At 61.5% G+C, this 21,913-nt stretch carries 21 protein-coding genes and 1 pseudogene; 12 read left to right on the top strand and 10 right to left on the bottom strand.

Annotated elements, in window-relative coordinates; all coding sequences use genetic code 11:
- Nucleotide 1: 1 nt before the first annotated feature.
- The 3 genes from E4M07_RS20035 to E4M07_RS20025 all read right to left on the bottom strand — a co-directional run bounded on the left by E4M07_RS20035 (nt 2) and on the right by E4M07_RS20025 (nt 2,725).
- Nucleotides 2-796, bottom strand: coding sequence for an SDR family NAD(P)-dependent oxidoreductase (locus E4M07_RS20035; RefSeq protein ID WP_136660172.1), 795 nt, complete (start codon nt 794-796; stop codon nt 2-4).
- A 1-nt stretch (nt 797) separates the two neighbouring features.
- Complete coding sequence (locus tag E4M07_RS20030) at nt 798-1,829, bottom strand: phosphotransferase family protein (protein ID WP_136660171.1); 1,032 nt, start codon at nt 1,827-1,829, stop codon at nt 798-800.
- Between the two features lie 71 nt (nt 1,830-1,900).
- Complete coding sequence (locus E4M07_RS20025; protein ID WP_136660170.1) at nt 1,901-2,725, bottom strand: SDR family oxidoreductase; 825 nt, start codon at nt 2,723-2,725, stop codon at nt 1,901-1,903.
- Nucleotides 2,726-2,892: 167 nt separating this feature from the next.
- Between E4M07_RS20025 and E4M07_RS20020 the strand changes: the two genes are divergently transcribed.
- The 5 genes from E4M07_RS20020 (at nt 2,893) to E4M07_RS29155 (ending at nt 6,981) form a co-directional block, all read left to right on the top strand.
- Nucleotides 2,893-4,227, top strand: coding sequence for an FAD-binding oxidoreductase (locus tag E4M07_RS20020; RefSeq protein ID WP_206057324.1), 1,335 nt, complete (start codon nt 2,893-2,895; stop codon nt 4,225-4,227).
- 92 nt (nt 4,228-4,319) lie between these two features.
- Nucleotides 4,320-5,174, top strand: coding sequence for an AraC family transcriptional regulator (locus tag E4M07_RS20015; protein ID WP_136660169.1), 855 nt, complete (start codon nt 4,320-4,322; stop codon nt 5,172-5,174).
- 81 nt (nt 5,175-5,255) lie between these two features.
- Nucleotides 5,256-5,681, top strand: coding sequence for an SRPBCC family protein (locus E4M07_RS20010; RefSeq protein WP_136660168.1), 426 nt, complete (start codon nt 5,256-5,258; stop codon nt 5,679-5,681).
- Between the two features lie 2 nt (nt 5,682-5,683).
- Nucleotides 5,684-6,241, top strand: coding sequence for a DUF4287 domain-containing protein (locus E4M07_RS20005; protein WP_136660167.1), 558 nt, complete (start codon nt 5,684-5,686; stop codon nt 6,239-6,241).
- A 242-nt stretch (nt 6,242-6,483) separates the two neighbouring features.
- Nucleotides 6,484-6,981 carry a cytochrome c gene (locus tag E4M07_RS29155; RefSeq protein WP_169054307.1) on the top strand — a complete coding sequence of 166 codons (498 nt, stop codon included), beginning with the start codon at nt 6,484-6,486 and terminating at the stop codon, nt 6,979-6,981.
- 40 nt (nt 6,982-7,021) lie between these two features.
- On the opposite strand, the gene E4M07_RS19995 is transcribed toward E4M07_RS29155, so the two are convergent.
- Nucleotides 7,022-7,834 (bottom strand): SDR family NAD(P)-dependent oxidoreductase, encoded by an 813-nt coding sequence (locus E4M07_RS19995; protein ID WP_136660165.1) that lies wholly within the window; start codon nt 7,832-7,834, stop codon nt 7,022-7,024.
- 38 nt (nt 7,835-7,872) lie between these two features.
- A complete protein-coding gene (locus E4M07_RS19990; protein ID WP_136660164.1) occupies nt 7,873-8,175 on the bottom strand; it encodes a DUF1330 domain-containing protein in 303 nt (100 codons plus the stop codon).
- A gap of 121 nt (nt 8,176-8,296) precedes the next feature.
- Between E4M07_RS19990 and E4M07_RS19985 the strand changes: the two genes are divergently transcribed.
- Entirely contained in the window at nt 8,297-9,202 is a 906-nt protein-coding gene (locus tag E4M07_RS19985; protein ID WP_136660163.1) for a LysR family transcriptional regulator, read from the top strand.
- Here E4M07_RS19985 and E4M07_RS19980 read toward each other — a convergent pair whose 3' ends face one another.
- Nucleotides 9,203-9,700, bottom strand: coding sequence for a GNAT family N-acetyltransferase (locus tag E4M07_RS19980; protein WP_206057323.1), 498 nt, complete (start codon nt 9,698-9,700; stop codon nt 9,203-9,205). It lies immediately after the preceding gene.
- A 241-nt stretch (nt 9,701-9,941) separates the two neighbouring features.
- Here E4M07_RS19980 and E4M07_RS19975 point away from each other — a divergent pair, with 241 nt between their 5' ends.
- Both E4M07_RS19975 and E4M07_RS19970 read left to right on the top strand, forming a co-directional pair.
- Nucleotides 9,942-10,946 (top strand): NAD(P)-dependent alcohol dehydrogenase, encoded by a 1,005-nt coding sequence (locus E4M07_RS19975; protein ID WP_136660162.1) that lies wholly within the window; start codon nt 9,942-9,944, stop codon nt 10,944-10,946.
- Between the two features lie 312 nt (nt 10,947-11,258).
- Nucleotides 11,259-14,618, top strand: a complete 3,360-nt coding sequence (locus E4M07_RS19970) for an adenylate/guanylate cyclase domain-containing protein (RefSeq protein ID WP_169054306.1) — start codon at nt 11,259-11,261, stop codon at nt 14,616-14,618.
- Between the two features lie 158 nt (nt 14,619-14,776).
- On the opposite strand, the pseudogene E4M07_RS19965 reads toward E4M07_RS19970, so the two are convergent.
- Nucleotides 14,777-15,200, bottom strand: a pseudogene (locus E4M07_RS19965) (MBL fold metallo-hydrolase); the annotation flags it as partial.
- Between the two features lie 242 nt (nt 15,201-15,442).
- Between E4M07_RS19965 and E4M07_RS19960 the strand changes: the two are divergent.
- The gene (locus E4M07_RS19960) at nt 15,443-16,003 is read left to right on the top strand and encodes a hypothetical protein (protein WP_136660160.1); all 561 of its coding nucleotides are present in this window, start codon (nt 15,443-15,445) and stop codon (nt 16,001-16,003) included.
- Between the two features lie 232 nt (nt 16,004-16,235).
- Nucleotides 16,236-16,709, top strand: a complete 474-nt coding sequence (locus E4M07_RS19955; protein WP_136660314.1) for a GNAT family N-acetyltransferase — start codon at nt 16,236-16,238, stop codon at nt 16,707-16,709.
- Nucleotides 16,710-16,813: 104 nt separating this feature from the next.
- Here E4M07_RS19955 and E4M07_RS19950 read toward each other — a convergent pair whose 3' ends face one another.
- Both E4M07_RS19950 and E4M07_RS19945 read right to left on the bottom strand, forming a co-directional pair.
- Nucleotides 16,814-17,704, bottom strand: coding sequence for an MBL fold metallo-hydrolase (locus E4M07_RS19950; RefSeq protein WP_136660159.1), 891 nt, complete (start codon nt 17,702-17,704; stop codon nt 16,814-16,816).
- 109 nt (nt 17,705-17,813) lie between these two features.
- Nucleotides 17,814-18,554 carry an STAS/SEC14 domain-containing protein gene (locus tag E4M07_RS19945; protein ID WP_169054305.1) on the bottom strand — a complete coding sequence of 247 codons (741 nt, stop codon included), beginning with the start codon at nt 18,552-18,554 and terminating at the stop codon, nt 17,814-17,816.
- Between the two features lie 217 nt (nt 18,555-18,771).
- Here E4M07_RS19945 and E4M07_RS19940 point away from each other — a divergent pair, with 217 nt between their 5' ends.
- The gene (locus tag E4M07_RS19940) at nt 18,772-19,278 is read left to right on the top strand and encodes a hypothetical protein (RefSeq protein ID WP_136660157.1); all 507 of its coding nucleotides are present in this window, start codon (nt 18,772-18,774) and stop codon (nt 19,276-19,278) included.
- 12 nt (nt 19,279-19,290) lie between these two features.
- Here E4M07_RS19940 and E4M07_RS19935 read toward each other — a convergent pair whose 3' ends face one another.
- On the bottom strand, nt 19,291-20,529 hold the full coding sequence (locus tag E4M07_RS19935) for an MFS transporter (RefSeq protein WP_246660522.1): 1,239 nt from the start codon (nt 20,527-20,529) through the stop codon (nt 19,291-19,293).
- Between the two features lie 119 nt (nt 20,530-20,648).
- On the opposite strand from E4M07_RS19935, the gene E4M07_RS19930 reads away from it, so the two are divergent.
- Nucleotides 20,649-21,890, top strand: a complete 1,242-nt coding sequence (locus tag E4M07_RS19930) for an SLC13 family permease (protein WP_136660156.1) — start codon at nt 20,649-20,651, stop codon at nt 21,888-21,890.
- Nucleotides 21,891-21,913: the final 23 nt, after the last annotated feature.

The following is a 21,913-nucleotide window of genomic DNA, read 5'->3' as shown; positions in this document are numbered from 1 at the left end:
ATCAGTAGCCGGTCAGGCCGCCATCCACGTGCAGCGTCTGGCCCGTCATGAACGAGTTGCTTGGCGAGGACGCGAAGATGAACGCTTCGACCACCTCCTCGACCTCGGCGAGACGGCCCATCGGAATGCCGCGCACCAGTTGCTCTTCGGTGATCACCTTGCCGCGCACCTCGACGCCCAGCATTTCGGTCGCCATGGGCGTGCGCGCGAAGGACGGGCACACGGCGTTGATCCGCACGCCGAGCCGCGCATATTCCTGCGCCACCGAGCGGGTCAGGCCGACGACCCCGTGCTTGGCGGCGGCGTAGACGGCGAGGCCCGACGCTCCGGTGACACCGGCAACGGAGGCCACATTAACGATCGCCCCGCCGGATCCGCTGCTGCGGAACTGCCTCTCCATGACCGGCAACTGATGCTTGAGCGCATAGAACATGCCGACGAGATCGATATCGAAGATCCGCCGCGCTTCCGCCGAATCCGTCTTCGGCAGCTTTGTGAATGCCTCCTGGGCGATGCCGGCATTGTTCAGCGCAACGTCGAGGCGGTCGAAACGGTCGACCGCGAGCGCCACAAGCCGCTCCGAGAGGCTCTCATCGGCAATATCGCCGGCCAGCGCCGCGATATCGCAGCCGTGATTGTTGCTGATCGCTCCGGCAATATCGTCGAGCGCCTTCTCATCGTAGTCCGAAAGCACGAGCCGGGCGCCCTCCGCCGCATAACGGCGGGCGGCGGCACTGCCAAACCCGCCCGACGCACCGGTGATCAATACGGTCGCCCCTTCAAAAAGACCCGCCATCTCAGTGGCCTCCCCTTGTGATTTCCATGGCCATGTGCGCCATCACCGGGACGGCGACACTCATTTCCTTTGCCCGTTTCGGGTTGGATGCGTTCCCGTCCAGCGCGCGCTTGAGCACCCCTTGCAGGATTGCCGCAAGCCGGAAGAACGAAAACGCCAGGTAAAACGGCCAGTTCTCGATCGCGTCGATGTTCCTGCGCCGGCAATAGGCGGCGACATAGTCCTCCTCGGTCGGAAGGCCCGCGGCGGTGCGGTCCAATCCGCCGAGACCGCGAAATCCGGAATCATGCGGCAATCGCCACTGCATGCACTGATAGGCGAGATCCGCCAGCGGGTGGCCGAGGGTGGACAGTTCCCAGTCCAGCACCGCGCGGATCTCCGGGCGGTCGGGTGCGAAGATCATGTTGTCGATCCGGTAGTCGCCATGCACCAGGGAAACCGCGCCGTCATCGGGCGGCATGTTGGCCTCCAGCCACGGGATCAGCGCGTCCATGTCGCTGATGGTCTGCGTCTCGCTTGACCGGTACTGCTTCGTCCAGCGGCTGAGCTGACGCTCGAAGTAGTTTCCGGGCTTGCCGAATTCGGCCAGCCCCACGGCTGCCGGATCGACGTCGTGCAGGGATGCCAGCGCCGCGTTCATGGCGTCGTAAATCGGTCCGCGTTCCGCCCGGTCGCATTCGGGAAGGTCCGGCTGCCAGAAAATCCGGCCGTCCAGATAGTCCATGACGAAGAACATACGTCCGATCGACGAGTCCTCCTCGGAAAGATAGAGCATGTCCGGCACGGGAACGCCGCTGCCCTTGAGCGCCCGCATCACGCGGAACTCGCGATCCACCTGATGCGCCGATTTCAGCAACTGCCCGGGCGGTTTCGCCCGCAGCACATACTGGCCGCTGTCGGCATCGATCAGATAGGTCGGATTGGACTGGCCGGTATTGAATTTCGTTGCCGCGCGCAGCCCGGAAAAACCCGCGATGCCGGCTTCCAGCTCGGCACCCAGGGTTTGGATATCAAGATCGTTGCTGTTGCTCATGGCGGCAGATCCTCCCGCTCAATGGGAACACGGCATGCGCGCAATTGACAAGCGTCGTTTCCGGCCGGGCCCTATTCGAGCGCATGGGCGAAGAGACCCATGGAGCTGTAGACGGAAAGCCCGCCGTCCAGCGGCAGGATGGCGCCTGAAATGTAGGAGCCGCCCTTTCCGCAAAGGTAAAGCGTCGCCCCGGCGACATCGTCCGGCGAGCCGATGCGGCCGAGCGGGACCCCCATGCCGACCTTGGCAGCCTGTTCGTCGGAACCCGTGGCGAAGGCCGTCATCTTGCTCTGGAACGGACCGGGCGCGAACGCGTTGACCGTGATCCGGCGCCTGGCGAACTCGTTGGCGAGGATCCGGGTCAGATGATGAACCGCCGCTTTCGAAGCCGAATAGGAGTAAGCTCCCTCGGCGACCGGCTGTGTGCCCATCACCGAACCGAGATTGATGATCCGCGCCGGATCGGTGTCCGAAGCGGCGGCGTCGAGCAGCGGCAGCAATTCGCGCGTCAGGGTGAAGAGCCCGCCGACATTGATGTTCATCACCTTGTGCCACGCCATGTGCGGGAAGGTGTCGAGCGGCTCGCCCCAGGTAACGCCGGCATTGTTGACCAGGATGTGGAGCGCATCCGTTCGCGCCTTGACGTCGGCGACCAGTGCCGCGATCCCCTCCTCGGTCCCGACATCACCGGCGAAGCCGACCGCCGAGCCGGGTGCCCCCAGCGCATTGAGTTCCTCCGCGACGGCGACGCAGGCTTCGCCTTTCCGCGATGCGATCAGGACGGTGGCGCCGCCGTTTATCAGTGCGGTCGCGACCATTTTTCCGATGCCCGTCGCACCGCCCGTGACGAGCGCGGTCTTGCCTTTCACGGAAAACAGGTTTTCCAGATAATCCAACTCAGCCTCCCCGTTGCGCCGTCTTTCGCGGCGCTGGTTCTGTCGTTTACAACATACCGAGTAGTATGTCCTGCCCATGATGGGATTGTAAAGCCCCGTGGCGAACAAATCGCGTAACACAAACGGCAAATTCTGTGTCGACGCACCGGCAATTTGCGCTAAGAGGCATGAAACGACGGACCAGCATCGAAGGAGCGGCATTGGATCTTCTCAACGCCAATGACAGACCGGGGCAATATCCCGAGAGCTACTATGCGGCGACTGCGAACCGCGTGGACGCCTGTCCCGAGCTCGACGCCGATACCGACTGCGATGTGTGCATCGTCGGCGCCGGGTATACCGGCCTGTCGGCCGCGCTGCACTGCGCCGAACAGGGCCTCGACACCGTGCTGCTCGACGCCCACCGGATCGGCTGGGGCGCCTCCGGCCGAAATGGCGGACAGCTCGGTTCCGGGCAGCGGCGCGACCAGGAAGACCTGGAAGCGATGGTCGGCGCCGACAAGGCGCACCGGCTCTGGGATCTGGCCGAGGAATCCAAGCAGCTCGTTCACGCGCTGATCGACCGGCACCAGATCGATTGCGATATCAGGCCGGGCATCCTCTACGCCGATCACCGCGCCCGCTTCGTTGCCGGAACGCGGGACTACGTAAACAAACTGCGCAGTGACTACGGGTATGAAAAGCTGCGCTTCGTCGGCAGCGAGGAAATCCGCTCGATCCTCGGAACGGACGCCTATTTCGGCGGCATGCTGGACGAAGGCGCCGGCCACCTGCATCCGCTCAACCTTGCGCTCGGCCTCGGCCGCGCTGCCGCCGCGGCGGGCGTGCGCATTTTCGAGAAGACCGAGGTCACCGGCCTCGAACCCGGCGAAAAAGCCCGCATCAACACCCGGAAGGGCAGTGTTCGGGCGCGCTTCGCGCTGCTCGCGTGCAACGGCTATATCGGTGCCCTTGATGCCGACGTCTCCGGCCATGTCATGCCGATCAACAATTTCATCATCGCCACCGCGCCGCTGCCGTCCGACCTCGCCCGCTCGCTGATATCCAACAACGCGGCGGTCGCCGATTCCCGCAACGTCATCAACTATTACCGCCTGTCGGCCGACAACCGGCTCCTCTTCGGCGGCGGCGAGAATTACGGCTACCGCTTTCCGCCCGACATTCCCGCATTCGTGCGCAAATACATGCTGCGGATCTATCCGCAGCTCGAAGACACGGCGATCGATTTCGGCTGGGGCGGGACGCTCGGCATCACCGTCAACCGGATGCCGCATCTCGCGCGCCTTGCACCGAACATCCTGTCGGCGTCCGGCTACTCCGGTCATGGTGTCGGCATGGCGACCCTTTGCGGAAAGCTTGCCGCCGAGGCGATCGGCGGCACCGCCGCCCGTTTCGACCTGATGGCCTCCATACCGACGCCGCGCTTTCCCGGCGGCGGCGCGCTGCGCACGCCCCTGCTTGCCCTGGCGATGGTCTACTACGCGCTGAAGGACCGGCTATAGACGCCCCCGGGCATCAATCAACCATTGTTCGGTAGTTACTCGGCAATTTCGCTCGTGTGCGATAGGTTTACTCCGTTGGGAGCCTGAACAGATTGACCGCCGAAACAAACGAGTTCGATTTCCGCAACCGCGTCGCCGAGGGGCCTTTGTCGCGCCTGGTTTCGTCGATCTGGTACGCGCGGGGCCAGATCGGCTACAAGCGGGAGAAAATCGCGCCGACGGGTTCAACCGTCGCTGTCATCGTTCTCGGCGCTCCGATCCTGCAGACACCCGATGACGGCATGGGCGTAACCTGTTCGGCCAGGCACGGATTGCTCATCGGGCCGCATGTCAGGCCGATCGTCAACGAGCCGACAGCCGAAACATTCGCGATCGGCATTGTTGCGACGCCCGTCGGCTGCAAGGCGCTTTTCGGGGTCGAGCCGTCGCACATTCGCGGCCGTGTGGTGGACCTTGAGGCGTCGTGGGACGAGGCAGCGGCCCTTCGAACCGATCTGCTTTCCTGCGGGCAACCGGACGATATCCTGAACCTCCTCGAAGCCGGACTCCACCAGAAGCCGGTGCCGGAAGATCCGGCCTTCCGGCGCTGCGAGCAGGCGGTGGCCCTGTTGGAAGGCGAACCGACACGACCCATTGCCGATATCGCCGCCGAACTTGGCATTTCGCACGCGCATCTCGATCGGGAACTGGCAAGGATCGTCGGCCTGAGCCCGCGCGCGCTGGCGCGGCTTCTGCGATTGCGCCGTCTGCTCGACGGGCTTGACGTCAATACACCGATCGATTGGGCGGACCTGGCAAACCGTTTCGGCTGGTTCGATCAAGCCCACTTCATCAGGGATTTCAGGCGCCATACCGGGGTCTCGCCGTCCCGTTACGTCGCCGCGCAGCGGGCGACTTACACGGCCCGGGAAGCCGAAACCGCCGCCGGCTTTGTACCGGAATCGTAAGCCGTTCGGTTCCAGATCAAATTCATACAATACGCTCAGGGGCGTTCGCGCCTATACGGGCATTGCGTATGGAGACAGCAAATGGCGCCCGTATTCACAGCCAGGGAACACATCGACAGATCGGTTGCGGACGTCTGGGCGGCGCTCACCGACTGGAACAACGCACCGCGATGGATGCCGGGCGTCGAAAACCTGCAGGCGCACGGAGAAACGGCAAACGGAACCCTGTTGACATTTCGCGCCCGCGGCAAGGAGCGCCCGGCATCTATCGCCGCATATGAGCCCGGTCGATCGCTGGTGTTGCGGTCGGTCCAGGGCAAGGTCACGGCCGACTACACCTATGTGCTGCAGGAATGCCCGGGCGGGCGCACGCTTGTAACCCTCGTCGCCGAATGCAGGGCTGGCGGCCTGCTCTGGCGTGCCGCCTTTCCGCTGCTGCGTTTTGCGATGAAGCGTGTGGACGGCAACCAGCTTTCAAACCTGAAGAACTATATGGAGGCGCGGTAGCGATGACCGATCCAAAACAACAGGCGAACGCGCAGCTCAAATCGATCGAAAGCCTGACCGGCCAAGACCTTGACCACTTCACCGGGGCGGTCGAAGCAAAGGGGCTGGAAAGGCACGGCGACATGCTGCGCTTCTTCAAGACCGAATATGGCCTGACCCACGGCCACGCCAATCTGCTGGCCCTGAAGGTGCGCGAAAAACTGGCAGGCGGTCCAGCCAGCGCCGACTCGCTGCTTGCTGCGCAATATGCCGGCGCCAAATCCGCGCTGCGTCCGATATGCGACGAAATCCTGGCCACGGCTGCCGGTCTTGGAGACGATGTGGAGGTCTTGATACAGAAGACAGGCGTATCATTGCGTCGAAGGAAGCAATTCGGCCTGGTCCAGGTTCCGTCGGCAAAAAGGGTCACACTCGGCCTCAGCCTGAAACACGCGGCGGATGACGCTCGCCTTTTGCCGGCATCCGGCATGTGCACGCACAAGATCAATCTGACCGACCCCGGCGCTGTCGATGATGACGTCGCAAGATGGCTGCACGACGCTTATATGGAGGCCGGGTAGCGAGTATCATACGATCCGGGCGGACCGGCTGTAGGCTCTCCTTCCGTCATGGCCTTCACGTTGCGAATTTTCCGCTTGAGCTTCCAGCCACTGGAACCTTTATGGTTTCAGCATGGAGAAGAAGCGATGATGCACGATGTATGGGTTGGCGGTCCGTTCGGCATGGGCCTTGGAATGCTGTTGACGGTCGCCCTGATATTCCTGGCCGGTTTCGCAGCCGGGTATCTTGCCGGAAAGGCGCGATGACCCGGTCCGCGTTTCCGGCTCTTCGGTGGTCCGGCCGCGGTCGCCGGCCGGCAACCGTCGCGGCCGCCTTGGCGCTCACTGCCATCAGTGGCTTAGCACTGGCCCATTCGGGGGCCACCGGCATCGTCAAGCAGCGGATGGAAGCCATGAAGGATATCGCGGCGCAAATGAAGCAGATCGGCGCGATGATCAAGGGTGAGCGGGATTACGACTCCGCGGCAGCTTCACTGGCCGCCGGCGCGATCGTACAGCACGCCGGTAACATGCTGTCGCTGTTTCCAGAGGGCGCGAATGAAAGCCCGAGCGAGGCATTGACGGTCATCTGGACCGACTGGGACGGTTTTTCAGAATCTGCCGAGGAACTTGAGGCGAACGCTGTCGTTTTGTCCGAGGTCGCCGGCAACGCCACCAGCGCGGCGGAGATCAGAGCCGCCTTCGCCGCGGTCGGCAAGACCTGTTCCTCATGCCACGAGGATTACCGCAAACCCAAATGAGCCGATTGGCGGCGCGCCTGCCTCGCGCGGCGGATCGTCGTCACGCCTGTCCGACGCCGGCCAGGACGGCTTCGATTCGGTCGACGACTTCCCGGCTTTTCCGGTCATCGAGGGCGTCCGGATGGGGTTGCCCGAACTGGCCGGCGTCATTGTCGAAATAGGCACCCGACGCGGTTGCGAATGAGTCGTCGAGCGCCGCGCGGACAAGGATTTCCGCGCCGATACGGATATCGCCGCCGGCGACGCCGAAGCCCTGCCGGACCATCTTGCTGCCGAGCATCGACCCCGGGTTGACGGCGACGATCACCGGGCCGCCATCGTCCTGCGCTTGCGCCAGATGACGCGACCACATGGTCAGCGCCAGCTTGCTCTGAGCGTAGGCCTCCATGTCGGACTGGCCGGCACGCACCGCGAGTGCCTGCAGATCGACCGGGGACTGCGCCGCGGAGGAAACATTGACGATACGGCCCGACGGGCCGATCAGCGGCAGCAGTCTTTTCGTCAGGAGATAGGGCGCGATGGCGTTGACCGCGAACCGCACGTCGAGACCGTCCGGCGTTTCGGCGCGGGACGTGCGCAGTATCCCCGCATTGTTGATCAGCACGTCGAGCCCGGCCTGCTTCCCGGCCACGGCGGCTGCGAACGATTCCACTTCGGACAGTTTCGAAAGGTCGGCGGCAAAGCTTTCCACCCGGCCGCCGCCCGGCAACTGCGAAAGCGCTTTCTCGGCATCCGCCAGCTTTGCCGGGTTGCGCCCGTGCAGCAACACGCCGTGCCCCTGCGCAACCAGCATCTTGGCCGTCTCCAGGCCGATCCCGTCGGTCGATCCGGTAATCAGGATGGTCTTCTGCATCGTGTTGTCTTTCCCTTTGCGGTTCCGCAGCGGATCACTCAGGCAAGGTCGTCCTTGCCTTCGATGAGGAAGTGATGGCTGTCCGAACCTTCCGTCCTCGCCTTCAGGTGCGGGACGTATTCCGGATCGCCCATGAACGCCTTGGCGGCCTCTTTCGAAGGCCATTCTATGATGATGCGCAGTGCCGCGTCCTCGCCTTCCCCCTCGAGGCGTTCATGGCTGGACGTGCGGGCAATATAACGGCCGCCGTGCTTGGCGACCAGCGCGTTCGCCGGCCCGATATAAGCCGGGATCCAGTCCTCGGTGGTGGGCGTGACGGCCAATACGGAATAATAAGCCATGGCAGATATCTCCCTTGATTGCTTGGATGACGCGTTCGTCGCCGCAATCGAAATACTACTTGCAAAAAACATATAAACAGCTCAGATTTGAGTTCATAATTCGTATTTTGGATATAATCATATGGACACCGGAGCCGTAAGGCTGTTCGTGCTCGCGGCGGAAAAGCGCAACATCAGCGCCGCCGGCCGAGCGCTCGACATGGCGCCCGCCGTTGCCAGTGCCAGGCTGGCGAAGCTGGAAAGGACCCTCGGGGCGGATCTGTTGCACCGCTCGACCCGCAAGGTGGCGCTGTCGCAGGAAGGCGCCGATTTTCTGCCCTACGCGCGGGAAATCCTCGCCCAGGAAAGCGCTGCCCGTGCCGCGCTGGGGCTCGGCAGCGCCGCGGCGACGGGCACCTTGCGCTTCACTGCGCCGAGCACCTTCGCCCAGCTCTACATCGCACCGGTCCTGCCGGAATTCCTGCAGATGCATCCGGGCATCCGGCTCGATCTTCGACTGTCCGACACGCAATACGACCTGATCGAAGGCAGTTTCGATCTGGCCCTGCGCAATTCGCCGCTCGAGGACACCAGCCTGAAGGGCCGCAAGCTTGCCGACGACACCCGCATCCTGTGTGCGTCGCCCGGATATGTTGAGCGCCATGGCATGCCGGGGGAGCCGCGCGAATTGGACGCGCATCATCTGATATCGTTCGGCGAACCGTCACCGAAACAACTGGTCGGCGCCGGCGGGCCGGCCGGGCATTTCGATCCGCGCCGGGCCGGCAGCCGCCTGGCCGTCGATGACGGTCTCAGCCTCAAGCGCGCAACGATTGCCGGCGCCGGCATTTCGATCAACTCCATCTGGAGCGTGCATGCCGAACTCTCCGACGGATCGCTGGTCCGCGTCCTGCCGGACTACGAGGTCGGCGATCAATCGGTCCTGTGGCTGCTTTATCCAAAATCCAACGTGCTGACCGCCAAGGTCAGGGTCTTCATGGACTACCTGCTGGACAGGATCGGCAAGGAACCGGTCTGGAGCCGGTGATCAGAGTTTCTTGAAATAGCGGGCGACCGGCCAACGGTCGTACCCCGCCGCCTCGTAGGCGGCGCGCGCCGGCTGGTGTCCGGTGTCTCCGCCTGTTTCGACCATGACCATGCCCATGCCCGCTTCGCGGATCTGCCGCTCGGCGAACGCCATCAGCATCGCGCCGATGCCCTGGCGCTGATGATCGGGATCGACCGCAAGGATGAAGATCTCGCCCATCCTGTCCTCGGGATGGAGCCGCAGGCCGACATAGCCGAGGACCGTCGCCGCGCGGACCGCCACCCACGTCTGCACATCGTCGATGTCCAGATAGGCTTCTACATCGGCCCTTTGCCGCACCTGCCAGCCGTCCGGGTAAAAGGCCTCGTAAACATAGGCTTGCACGTCCGGCTTCATCTTCCGGAAGACCGGTTCCCATGTCCGCATGGAAAGCGCCAGGATGTCCGGTTTCATGGCGGCCGCGTAGGGCACGATCTCAAGATCAGCTTTGTCGGTCATCCTTATTCGCCCCGCATGCCGGCACTTGCACTTGTCCGGTCATATCAGTTCAAGCTGGCTGTCGACAATCAATCGAGGGTAGTGGGAAAGTCCCAGAGGGTGGTGCCGGGTTCGTTGTAAACGCCGTTGCAGATCGCCCTTGCGCTCAAGGCTTGCCGGTCCCGATCCGGAGGCTATAAGAGTGGGCCGGATTGCCGGTCACCTTTCGGTCCACATGATCCCCTGCCGGAGCAATAAGCACGTGAAAGCCATCACCTACACGAGATACGGGCCGCCCGAAGTCCTGCAAGTGAACGACGTCGACAAGCCGGCACCGGGCGACGACGAGGTGCTCATCCGGGTCCGGGCGGCGGAGGCGACCAAGTCCGACTGCGAGCTGCGCGGCTTCCGCTTCTCGGTCAACTGGTTCTGGCTTCCACTGCGGATCGCCGTCGGGGTGACCCGGCCGAGGCGAGAAATCCTCGGCGGCTATTTCTCAGGCGAGATCGCGGCGGTCGGTAAAGACGTCACCCGCTTTGCCGTCGGCGATGCGGTGTTCGGCACGGCGGGCCTGCGCATGGGCGCCTATGGCGAATTTGCCGCGCTGCCGGCGGCCTACACCATTGCCGCGAAACCGGCGAATATGAGCTTCGCCGAGGCGGCGGCGGTGCCGCTCGGTGGCCTCAACGCCCTGCATTTCATGCGCCTTGCAAAGATAAGCCCAGGCGACCGGGTGCTGATCAACGGCGCCGGCGGCAGCATCGGCACACACGGCCTGCAGATCGCCAAGAGCATGGGCGCCGAGGTCACGGCGGTCGACAAGGCGGAAAAGGCGGCGATGCTGGAGCGCCTCGGCGCCGACCGTTTCATCGACTATCAACAGGAAGACTTCGCGCGCGCGGGCCGGACCTTTGATGTCGTCTTCGACATGGTCGCCCGCAGCTCCTACAGGGCCTGCCTGTCGGTGCTCAAGCCCGGCGGCCGCTATTTTAGCGGCAACCCGCGCCTCTCGGTCATGCTGCGCACGGCGCTGACCAACCGCTTCACCGACAAGAGCGCGAGCTTCGCCTTCGCGAAGGAAACCATGGAGGAGTTGGAAACGCTCAGGGAAATGATCGAGGAAGGCCGGATCGTGTCGATCGTCGACCGGACACTCCCGATGAGCGAAGCGCCAGAAGCCCACCGCCTTGTCGAGACCGAGAAACGCAACGGGGCGATCGTACTGCTGATCGGAGAGCCGGACGAGGCGGGTGAAGAAAGCAAATAGATTGGGGAGCCGACATCCGAATCTTGAAGGCTGACCCTCATTACGCGCCTGGCCGATCAAGCCGAATGACGGCTAAGAGCCCTTCCATGCCGCTCGGATGGTGCCGCAATCCGAGCAGCCAGATAATTCTTCAATTACCGAAGATGACCCATAGCCGACATTCAATAAGCCAGCCGTTCTGATTGTTCGCTATAGTTGGGTCTCAAGTTCACATCAGTTTTGTTCATATCTCGTTTTGAGCTATTGTTTGTTCCATCGGGAGATTTTGGACAACACTGGTCAATGCCTCCCTTCGGGGCCGGAGGGAACGAATTGTCAGATATTGAGGGTTGGCTCGCGGAGCTTGGATTGGACAAGTACGTCTCTGCTTTTGCGGAGGCCGAAATAGAGTTTGCCGATCTAGCGCATCTTACCGATGAAGACTTGAAGGAACTCGGGTTGCCCCTTGGTCCTCGCCGCCGTGTGAATGAGGCAATCAAGAGCCTTAATGCCGGCTCTGAATCACCTACCCAAGCACCAAGGAATATCGAACCCAAACAAAGGGATTCTGCCGCAACGCCCTCTGCATCGTCCTCCGAGGCTGAACGACGTCATCTGACGGTAATGTTCGTCGATCTTGTGGGATCCACGGAAATCGCAAGCAAGACCGATCCTGAGGACATGCGCACTGTCATTACGAGTTATCAAGATACTGTTGCCGGGATTGTCTCTCGCTTTGAAGGGTTCGTTGCCAAGTTCATGGGCGATGGAGTTCTGTGCTATTTCGGATGGCCTCGGGCCAATGAAGACGATGCTGAACGAGCTGCTCGTGCGGGCCTGGCGATGATTGATGCAGTCAAGCGGATAGTTGGTCCGGATGGCACACCACTTTCAACCCGCGTGGGTATTGCAACCGGTGTGGTTATTGTCGGCGATCTGATCGGCCGTGGAGCAACACAAGAGGCGGCAGTTGTGGGTGAGACCCCCAACCTGGCCGCGCGCTTGCAGGCGATTGCGGAACCGAACCAGTTGGTTTTACCAAAGGAAACGCAGCGTTTGCTGGGTAACGCCTTTGATTTGATATCCATCGGCGCCCAGGAGCTGAAAGGTGTCGCTGCGCCGGTCGAGGCTTTTGTCGTCAAGGGTGAGATATCTGTCGAGAGCAGGTTCGCCGCGCACCAGTCGGGAACGCTGACGCCCATCGTTGGCCGGGACCGGGAGATCGAGTTGATGCTCGAACGCTGGGCGCTAGCCCGTTCTGGTCATGGGCAGATAGTCCTTGTGAGCGGTGAGGCCGGCATCGGCAAGTCTCGCATCACCCGCGCTGTGATCGACGAGATTGCGCAGGATGATCTTACCCGCATCACGTATCAATGTTCGCCCTATCACACTGACTCTGCATTCTATCCTGTCATTCAGCAGCTGTCATTTGCAGCCGGGTTTACGCCAGCGGACAGTTCGGATGCCCGATTGGACAAGCTGGAGGCTCTGCTTGGTGCAGAGAACGACACGCTGAAACTAGTCGCGCCCATGATGGGATATGGAGCCGAGCGGTACGGCGAACTTGACCTGACACCTGCACAGCAAAGAGCGCAAACGATGCAGGCGTTGACCAGATTGCTTGTACAACAAGCTCAGAATCGACCCGTTCTGCTGGTCTACGAAGACCTGCACTGGATCGATCCGACATCTCTGGAGCTCGTTGACCTCTTGCTGGACGCGATTGCCGACCAGCAAATTATGATCCTTGCCACGGCACGTCCCAGCTTTGACTACGGCTTTGGCGGACACCCCATCGTCACGCGATTTGCGTTGAACCGGTTGGGCAAGGAAATGATCGGGGCCATTACCTCCAAACTGGCTGGGGGCAAGGCATTACCCGATGAGATCATGGAGGTTATCGCCCAGCGCACCGATGGCGTACCACTGTTTGTCGAGGAACTCACCAAGACGATCCTTGAATCCGGTGCCCTTAAGGAGGACGGCAACCGTCTCGTTTTGAACGGCCCGCTGAGTACAATCGCCATCCCCACCACGCTGCATGACAGTCTTATGGCGCGGCTGGATCGGCTTCAGCCTATCAAGGAGGTGGCGCAGACTGCCGCATGTATCGGACGCGAGTTCAGCCACGGCCTGCTGGCTCAAATCTCCGGTTTGCCAGACACCGAACTGGCCGCGGCTCTGGACGGTCTGATCGAAGCGGAACTGATCTACCGGCGCGGCCTGCCGCCAGAAGCGACCTATCTCTTCAAACACGCGCTGGTGCGGGATGCGGCTTATGAAAGCCTGCTGAAGGAAAAGCGCAGGGCGGTCCACACCCGGATACTTGCGGCACTGGAAACAGACACTGATATTGCACCAGAAGTCCTGGCCGTTCACGCCGAGGCCGCAAACCTTACCGACCGGGCTATTGATCTGTGGGAAGCGGCCAGCAAGGCAGCCCTCGCACGGCCTGCGTATGACGAAGCCATCTCGCATCTAGGACACGCCATAGCGTTGATCTCCCCCCAGCTGGAGGACGACGCCTCCCTGTCAACTGAACGTGCGTTGTCATTGCAGGTCCCGCTGGGCATGGCGTTGCTTGCCCGAAAAGGTTACGGCGCAGATGAAACCGTGGCCGCGTTCCAAAAGGCGCTCGCTCTGGCGGACAGGATCGGCGAAACTCCGATGCGATACTCAATCCTTTATGGCCTATGGGTCAGCACCGCAATCAGGGGCCAGCACGCCGACGCTTTGCGGATCGCAAGAGCGCTTGTTGAGCAGTCGGACAAGTCGCCGGATTCTGTGTCTCTTGTCGTCGCCAATCGTGTTACCGGCCTTTCGCACTGGTTCATAGGCGATTTCATGGAGGCAGATCGATATCTCGATGCCGCGCTGGCACACTTTGACCCGGTCGCGCATGCGGGCCTCGCCCATCGGTTTGGGCAGGATATCGGCGTCGCGATTCACATTTTCAAGGCATGCACCTTGTTGGTACTTGGCGAAACGAAACGCGCCTTGGAGCACGCAGAGGAATGCGAGCGTCTCGCTAAATCGACAGGCCATGGCCAGACGGTTTGCTATGCGTTTGTCGTGCGGGCCGTTTTCGATCTGACGGCCGGTGACCAGGCCGGTGTCCGGCGTTGTTTGTCCGAAATTGCACCAATTGCCCAAGAGCATAGTCTTACACTCTGGCTCGCCTATGTATCGGTGGTCACCGAGATCACCACGGCTCAAGATGGTGATAGAACCAGCGTACAGAGATACAAAATCGCCGATGCAGCCATAGTCGCGGAAAAGTGCACGTTCTTCGTATCTCAGTTTCGCATCAATGTCGGACGGTCGGCCTTGGCCATGGGGCTCAAGGAGGAAGCGGCTGAACTAGCCAGCATGGCTCACGACATCATCGAGCAGACGGGTGAGACTTACGCGTTGGCGGATCTACACCGTTTGAATGCGGCTTTGGCACATGCGGATGGCGACAGTGTGGCCGCCGAAAGTCACCTCAGTTCCGCGCTTGACGTCGCCCGAAAGCAGGGTGCCAAACTCTGGGAATTGCGCGCGGCCATTGACCTTGCGCGCCTTTGGCAGGAACAGGGCCGCACAGATGAGGCCATAGCGTTGCTGGATCCAGTTCATGACAGCATCACAGACGGCGGCTGCCCCGATGATCGGGCCGCTGCCAAAGATTTGCTTGCAGTTTTGAAGGGTTGAACGAAGCGCCAAATAACCGGGAGCCGAAGGGCCCATTGCGCCACTCTAATCGCGTCGTTTGCGGAACAACACACTGAGCAAACTGATGTCGGTTTGTCCGCATAGCGGATTTATCCCAAAGCCCGGGACCGATCCATCACAACTCTGGATCATGGCGTCTAAAGCTTGTTGATCGGCACCTTCAGGAAGACGTCGCCGTCCTCGTCCTTCGGCGGCAGCTTGCCGGCGCGCATGTTCACCTGCAGCGAGGGAATGATCAGCTTCGGCATGGCGAGCGTCTTGTCGCGCGCCTCGCGCATTTCGACGAATGTGTCCTCGTCGATGCCGTCGCGCACGTGGATGTTGTTGGCCCGTTCCTCGGCGACCGTCGTCACCCAGCGGATCTCGCGGCCGTTCGGCCCGTAGTCGTGGCACATGAAGAGCCGAGTCTGCGGCGGCAGATCCAGCACCCGTCGCACCGACCGGTATAAGATGCGCGTCACCGCCCGGAAAATCGGCCCGCGCGGAGCCGCCGTCCGGCATGAACAGCGTATCGCCCACGAAAGCCGCGTCGCGGATGACATGGGTCATGCAGGCGGGCGATACGGTTGCATCCCTTCCACTTCGATCAACTCCTCAGCGGTTCATCTGGACTTACCTGATCGACAGAGTCGGATTATCGATCATTTTTTGCTACGATCACCGCAACTACCGGTGCAAGAGCTTGACATGAATTCCGGACGCATGCCGCGGGAGCCGCTCCTTTGACAAGCCATTCGCAGTCTCGGTAACGCGGCCTTTGTAAAGGTAGGAGGCAACCGATGGAGAGAGCGCCAGGAGCAGCCTTGGCAGTCCTCTATCTCGTTATGATGTGGATGCCCATTCTTCTTGGTGCCGCGTACGGTAATGCGGTGGGCGCAAGATTGGCGGGAGACCGGTCAATCGGTAATACGATCAATCTGATCTTCAGCGGGATCGTGCTCGTAGCCATATTAGCCGTGACGCTCGTCTACAATGCGGCACCACGCGGTTTGGACCTTACGCAACTCGACGATGCCGGCGACGCGACGCTCGCGGTCGTGCTATCGGTCGTTGCCTGCATCATAGCGGCGTCCATACGAGCAAAGACAGGCGGCCGATCGTACATGGCCATGGCACTCGCACTTTGGTTTGCCTTCACGATCATCTATTTGTTCACCACAGCGGACAATTGGTCAGCACAGGCCCTCGACGCCGCGACGCGCAGCATGTTCGAAGGCGGTGAAAACGTAAACCTGACGCACGAGCAAAGGCTGCAGGGAGTGACTTACCAGATGCCCGGAAGCACGGCGCTCTTTTATCTGTTTGGATCCATTGTCTCTTTTTGCGTCGGATGGGCAATTGCACTTGCCGGCGACGATCCGTAATGCCGCCGCCTCGGTTGCAGCTGGGCCGGCGTTGATCGGTGACCCGGACGAAGCGGGTGAATAATACAAATGGATTGGGGAGCCGCCGTCCGAACGTTGAAGGCTGACCGCATTGCGCGCCTGTCCGATGCCGAATGACGGCTTAGAGCCCTTTATGACCGCGACGACCTGCCGACAATCCGCTCTGCAACCTTTGTCATGTATTCTCGTCAACGAGAGGTCGCGACTTCCGATGTCATCCGAAATTACATTTACCAGACTACCGACGATATCGACCGATGAGATTCTGTCCCATATGTCGGATCCTCGTGTGGCCGAGCACATGCCCCTCCTGACTTCTCGTTGGGGCAAGGCGGAGGTCTCCAGTTTTATCGCGACGAAAGAAGCATGCTGGAGGCGCGACGGACTTGGCCATTGGGCCATTTTGTTAGACAAAAGCTATGTCGGCTGGGGCGGCTTCCAAAAGGAAGGCGACGAATGGGACTTTGGCCTGGTCCTCAAGCCGGAATTCTTCGGATTGGGCCGCCGTATTTCGCAAAAGGCAATCGAATTCGCGATTGCAGATGACCGGATACCCTTCTTCACCTTCCTCCTCCCGCCGTCTCGCAGGAGCCTTGGGGCTCTTGACAGGATCGGAGCGACATTCGTGAGCGATGTGGAATATGACGGCGCGCGCTTTCTCAAATACCGTCTTGAGACTCCGTAGAGCTATCGCGCGTCCGTGGCAGCAAAGCAGACGCGGATTGGACGAAGGCCTACGATCGCTTTGTCCGCCCAGCGGCCCCATCCATCGCAGCCCCCGTCCGCAACCTAAAGCTTGTTGATCGGCACCTTCAGGAATACGTCGCCGTCCTCGTCCTTCGGCGGCAGTTTGCCGGCGCGCATGTTCACCTGCAGCGAGGGGATGATCAGCTTCGGCATGGCGAGCGTCTTGTCGCGCGCCTCGCGCATTTCGACGAAAGTGTCCTCGTCGACCCCGTCGCGCACGTGGATGTTGTTGGCCCGCTCCTCGGCGACCGTCGTCTCCCAACGGATCTCGCGGCCGTTCGGCCCGTAGTCGTGGCACATGAAGAGCCGTGTCTGCGGCGGCAGATCAAGCACCCGTCGCACCGACCGGTATAAGATGCGCGCGTCGCCGCCCGGGAAATCGGCCCGCGCGGAGCCGCCGTCCGGCATGAACAGCGTATCGCCCACGAAGGCCGCGTCGCCGATGACATGGGTCATGCAGGCGGGCGTGTGGCCGGGCGTGTGCATGACATGGGCCGTCATGGTGCCGATTTCATAGCTGTCGCCGTCGGAAAACAGCCGGTCAAACTGCGAGCCGTCGCGCTCGAACCCCGTACCCTCGTTGAAGATCTTGCCGAACGTGTCCTGCACCACGGTGACCTGGTCGCCAATGCCGATCCGGCCGCCGAGCTTTTCCTGGATATAGGGCGCCCCGGACAGGTGATCGGCATGGATGTGGGTCTCGATCAGCCACTCCAGCGTCCAGCCCTCGTCCTCGATCCGCTTGATGATGGTATCCGCGCCGTTGAAGGTGAGCCGCCCGGCTGCGTAATCGATCTCCATCACCGCATCGACGACGGCGCAGGCCGTGGAATCCGGATCGCGGACGATATAGGAAATCGTGTTGGAATCCGCGTCGAAGAAGGCGATGACTTGCGGTTTAACGGAAAGGTCGGGCGTAAACGGTAGCGTCATGATGCGATCCTCGAAGTGCTCTTGGCCAAGACTGCATCCTTGAAATATATTCCGTTTCCCCCGCATTTTCGAGACATGCCGCCGCCAAATACATTGGCTTGCGATACCGCTACGACTTGATCCATTCCTTCGCGGCGTCGAGATCGCTGCTGTCGAACACATGCAGCTGCGCCGGGATGAGCGGCCCGAAGATCCTGCAGCCATGGCGAATCCAGTCGATGTCCGACACGACCGCCAGCTTCGAGAAGGCCGCGATGTGGCCCAGCCCCAGCCAGGCGTCGTCCCACAGGGCCGAAGCCGTCGCGCCATCGAACGCATCGCCGAACACGGCCAGGATCTTGACCTTGTCGTGTGTCTTGAGCTTTTCCTCGACCAGCGGCGTGAGCACGTCCTTGTAGTCGTGCGAGGACAGCGTTCCGACCACTTCATAGGCAATGACGTCCGCCGGCATCCCGTCGATCATCTTGATTGCGCTGGTGTAGTCGTCGACGGTCTCTGCCCACTCGACCGCCTTGTTCATGTCTTCCTGGGGAAAATGGCGGACCTTGGCCTTGACGAAATGGTCCACCAGCGAGGGCATGATCGACAGGGCCGTGCTGTCGCTGACCAGCGCCACTTTCGGCAGGACGTTCTGATGATCGCGGACCAGCTTGAAATGGGCGAACAGCGCGGCCGCGTTCTTCCAGTGCGGGAGGTCTTCGGCGTTGAGGACGATGCCGGGCGCCCGGTCGGTGCTGTTGATATAGTCATTGATCGTATCGGAGAGATTTTCGAAATCAGCCTCCGAGAGCGTATCGCGGGCCGTTGCGATGATCAGATTGTTTTCCCTGTCGATCGTGGTTTCAATCATCGCGTGTCCTCCCGAATACATAAAAAAATCGCCATGCCGGTAAAGCCGGACCCGGCCCGTCCACCGCGTAGCGGCCGCCGTGAATTCGGCCGGCCCCGGGGGTGACCGGCGACACGCTAACAGAAAAACAGGGACAAAACATGTTGATAGTTGTAATTTTCGCCCGGACACGCACATGGATATCAACCGGAAACGCCATCAGTCATTACGGGTGATCATGAGGAAACTGCCACTATTTGCCGCCGCATTTCTGTGGGTGGCCGGATCAGCGGGCAGCGCGAAAAGCGCCGATCTCGACGATCTGGTGGGATGCTGGGTGACACCGGACCCCAGCCCGGTTTCGCGCCTGACGGACGGTACGGACCCGAACAGTGCCGCGACCGCCGAAACCATGTCGCTGCTGCTCTTCAACCGTATCAGGGACACGGATTACCTGGTTTTCGGCTCGCTGTTCGAATGGAGCGAGGATTCCCGGTCCGTCAGCGGACCGGTGTTCAAGAACGGCGTCTTTGACCCGCTGTCCGAAACGTTGACGTTCGGCTCGCCGGGCGGCGGTTTCGCCCGCGCCCATCTGACCGAGGACGACACGTTGATCTACACCTGGACCGTCTCTTCGGCCGAAATGTCGGTCATGTCGGTGCGCGAGATGGAACGCGTCGAATGCGACGACGCCCGGCAGCTTTCCGAGGCGTTGCTGGAGCGCCAGCGGGTCAGCGCCGACTAGAGCTGGATACGTTTATGCCTCGACCGGCTCGATCGCCGGATTTGACGGCCGCCGGGCCGCATGCGGGGCTGTTTCCGGCATGAATAATGCGAATGTCAGCAATCCGACGACACCGACCGATGCCAGGAACAGGAACCCGGTCGAATATCCGGCGAGTTGAACCACCTCCTCCGCCACGAGGTTGCTGCAGGCGGCGCCGATTCCCAGCAAAGTGGCAAGCGCGCCCTGCACGAGATTGAACCGCCCCGTGCCGGCTGTGACATCGGCGAGTATCAACAAGAACAGCATCGCGAATATGCCATTGGCAACACCGTCGAGCGCCTGCACGGCAACGAGATAGACGGAATGGTCCGACAGCGTGAACAGCACGCCGCGAATGGGCAGCATCGCGAACGCGATCAGGAACAGCGGTTTGCGACCCCAGCTGTCGGCTTTCCAGCCGCAGAACAAAGCCATCGCCACCATCACGATCTGGGCGGCAACGATACAGGCGGATGTGAAGGCGATCCCGTGCGCGGCGTCACTGTTGGATGCAAGTTTCTGGCCGACCAGCGGCAGCATCGCCGCGTTGGCGAAATGAAACAGCACCACGCAAACTGCGAAAACCAGCAATCGCCTGTCTTCAATCAGCAATTTGAACCCGGAGGGTTTTGGCCGTCCCGGACGGATCTCGGATCCGGCGTCCAGACCGCGCGCGACCTCATGATCGATTTCATCGGGCCGCAGCATCGCGACGCACGCAAGCATGCCGACGGCCATCGCGGCCACCAGCCAGAAGACACCGAGACTGGAAACCCAAAGCGCAAGCCCCGCCGCCGCAAGCGCCGCGACAACGTTGCCGGCATGGTTCCACGCCTGGTTTGCACTGGTCTGGGCGGTGAAGTTTTCACGGCCGACAATGCCGAGCGTCAGAGCCGCGATGCTCGGGCCCATGAAGGCCATGGCCACGCCCAATGCGATCTGTGCCGCGTAGATCGCGGTCGCAGACTTGAAAAGGATGATGGAGACGGCACCGAGGGCGATTGTGACAATGCACAGCGCGAGCACCGCACGCTTGAAGCGCGTTGCATCGATAATCGCGCCCGCCGGCGTTTGCGCAAGGACCGTCGCGATGCCGCCGACCGCCAGAACCGGACCGATTTGTCCGGGCGACCATTTCAGCATCGTGAGCAGATAGATGGCGAGATAGGGTCCGAGCCCTGCCGCAACATCGCCGGCGAAAAAGTTCATGCCCAGGAGTGGTCTATGCAACCGCACACTGTTTCTCACTATCAGACGTCGCCGGCTCCAAAAGACACGCTGGAAATTAACAAACAATTATCGGGTTCGAATGTAGTTGAACCAGGGGCGATTTTATTGGGATTTTCGACATGACCGTGAGCCTGGCGGTAGCGATCGCAATATTCTTCGTCATCTCAATTCGCCAATGGCTGCCTTCCTGGGTCCGCATCTGGCAGGTCATGCTGGCCGGGGCGGTCGTGCTTGTCGCCACCGGCCGGATAGCGCCGCTGGATGCGTTCAAGGCCATCGACTGGAACGTCATCGGCTACCTGTTCGGCGTGTTCTCGATTGCCTCCGCGCTCTACGATTCCGGTTTTCCGCACACCGTCAGCGAGAAGATCGCGGGCTCCCGTGCGTCCCTGCCGCGCGCCCTGCTTCTCTTTGTGGTGCTGGTCAGCCTTATCTCGATCGTCCTCACCAACGACGCCGGTGCGGTGATCGGAACGCCCATCGCCCTGTCGCTTGCGATCGCCTACCGCATCCGCCCGGCCGTGCCGCTGGTCGCGCTGTGCGTCATCGTCACCGTCGCCAGCATGATGTCCCCGGTCGGAAACCCACAGAACATCCTCATCGTCGCCGACGGGCATTTCTCCAATCCCATTGGCACATTCGCGCTTTGGTTGACCGTGCCGACTCTCGTTTCCCTGGCCTTCGCCTACATTTGGCTGCTTTGGTGCCTGAACCGCGAGACGCCGGAGCAGCAAGGCAATGGGGACCTTCCCGCACCGACGCGGCGGCTTGCCTGGCCCGCCTATCTTGGCGCCGGCCTGCTGGCGGTCCTCGTGGTCGGCGACAGCCTACTGCAGGAACGTTTTCCGGCGCTGGACGTTCCGCTCGGCTATCTCAGCCTCGTCGCCTGCCTGCCCGTCTTCGTGTTTTCACCGCACCGCATCAGCCTATTCCGCGCGGTAGACTGGCACACGCTGATCTTCTTTGTCGCCATGTTCGTCGTCACCGGCGCTGTGCTGCAGTCCGGCGCCCTGCAATCGATGCTCGGCTCCTGGCAAACGCGCCTTGACGAACCGCTGGTGGTCACCCTGATCGGCTTCTGGGCGAGCCAGCTGTTTTCGAACGTGCCGGTCGTCGAGATTTATCTCAACCTGCTGACCTCGAGCGATGCGCGCACGCTGATGCTTCTGTCGGCCATGAGCACGCTGGCCGGCAACCTGTTCATCATCAGCGCCGCGAGCAACGTGATCGTCGTGCAGCAGGCGGAGAAATTCGGCGCCACGCCGTTCAGCTTCTGGCAGTTCACGCGGCTCGTCATTCCCGTGACGATCGTCTCCGTCGCGGTCAGCTATGCCTGGATCGTGTGGGTGATGCCCGGCTAGCAGCAGGCTTTCGCTCAGGGCCC

Origin of the sequence: Nitratireductor sp. XY-223 (assembly GCF_004959855.1) — a bacterium.
GTDB lineage: Bacteria > Pseudomonadota > Alphaproteobacteria > Rhizobiales > Rhizobiaceae > Hoeflea_A.
Note: the sequence above shows the minus strand (reverse complement) of the source record. Positions and strands in the feature narration are given on the sequence as shown.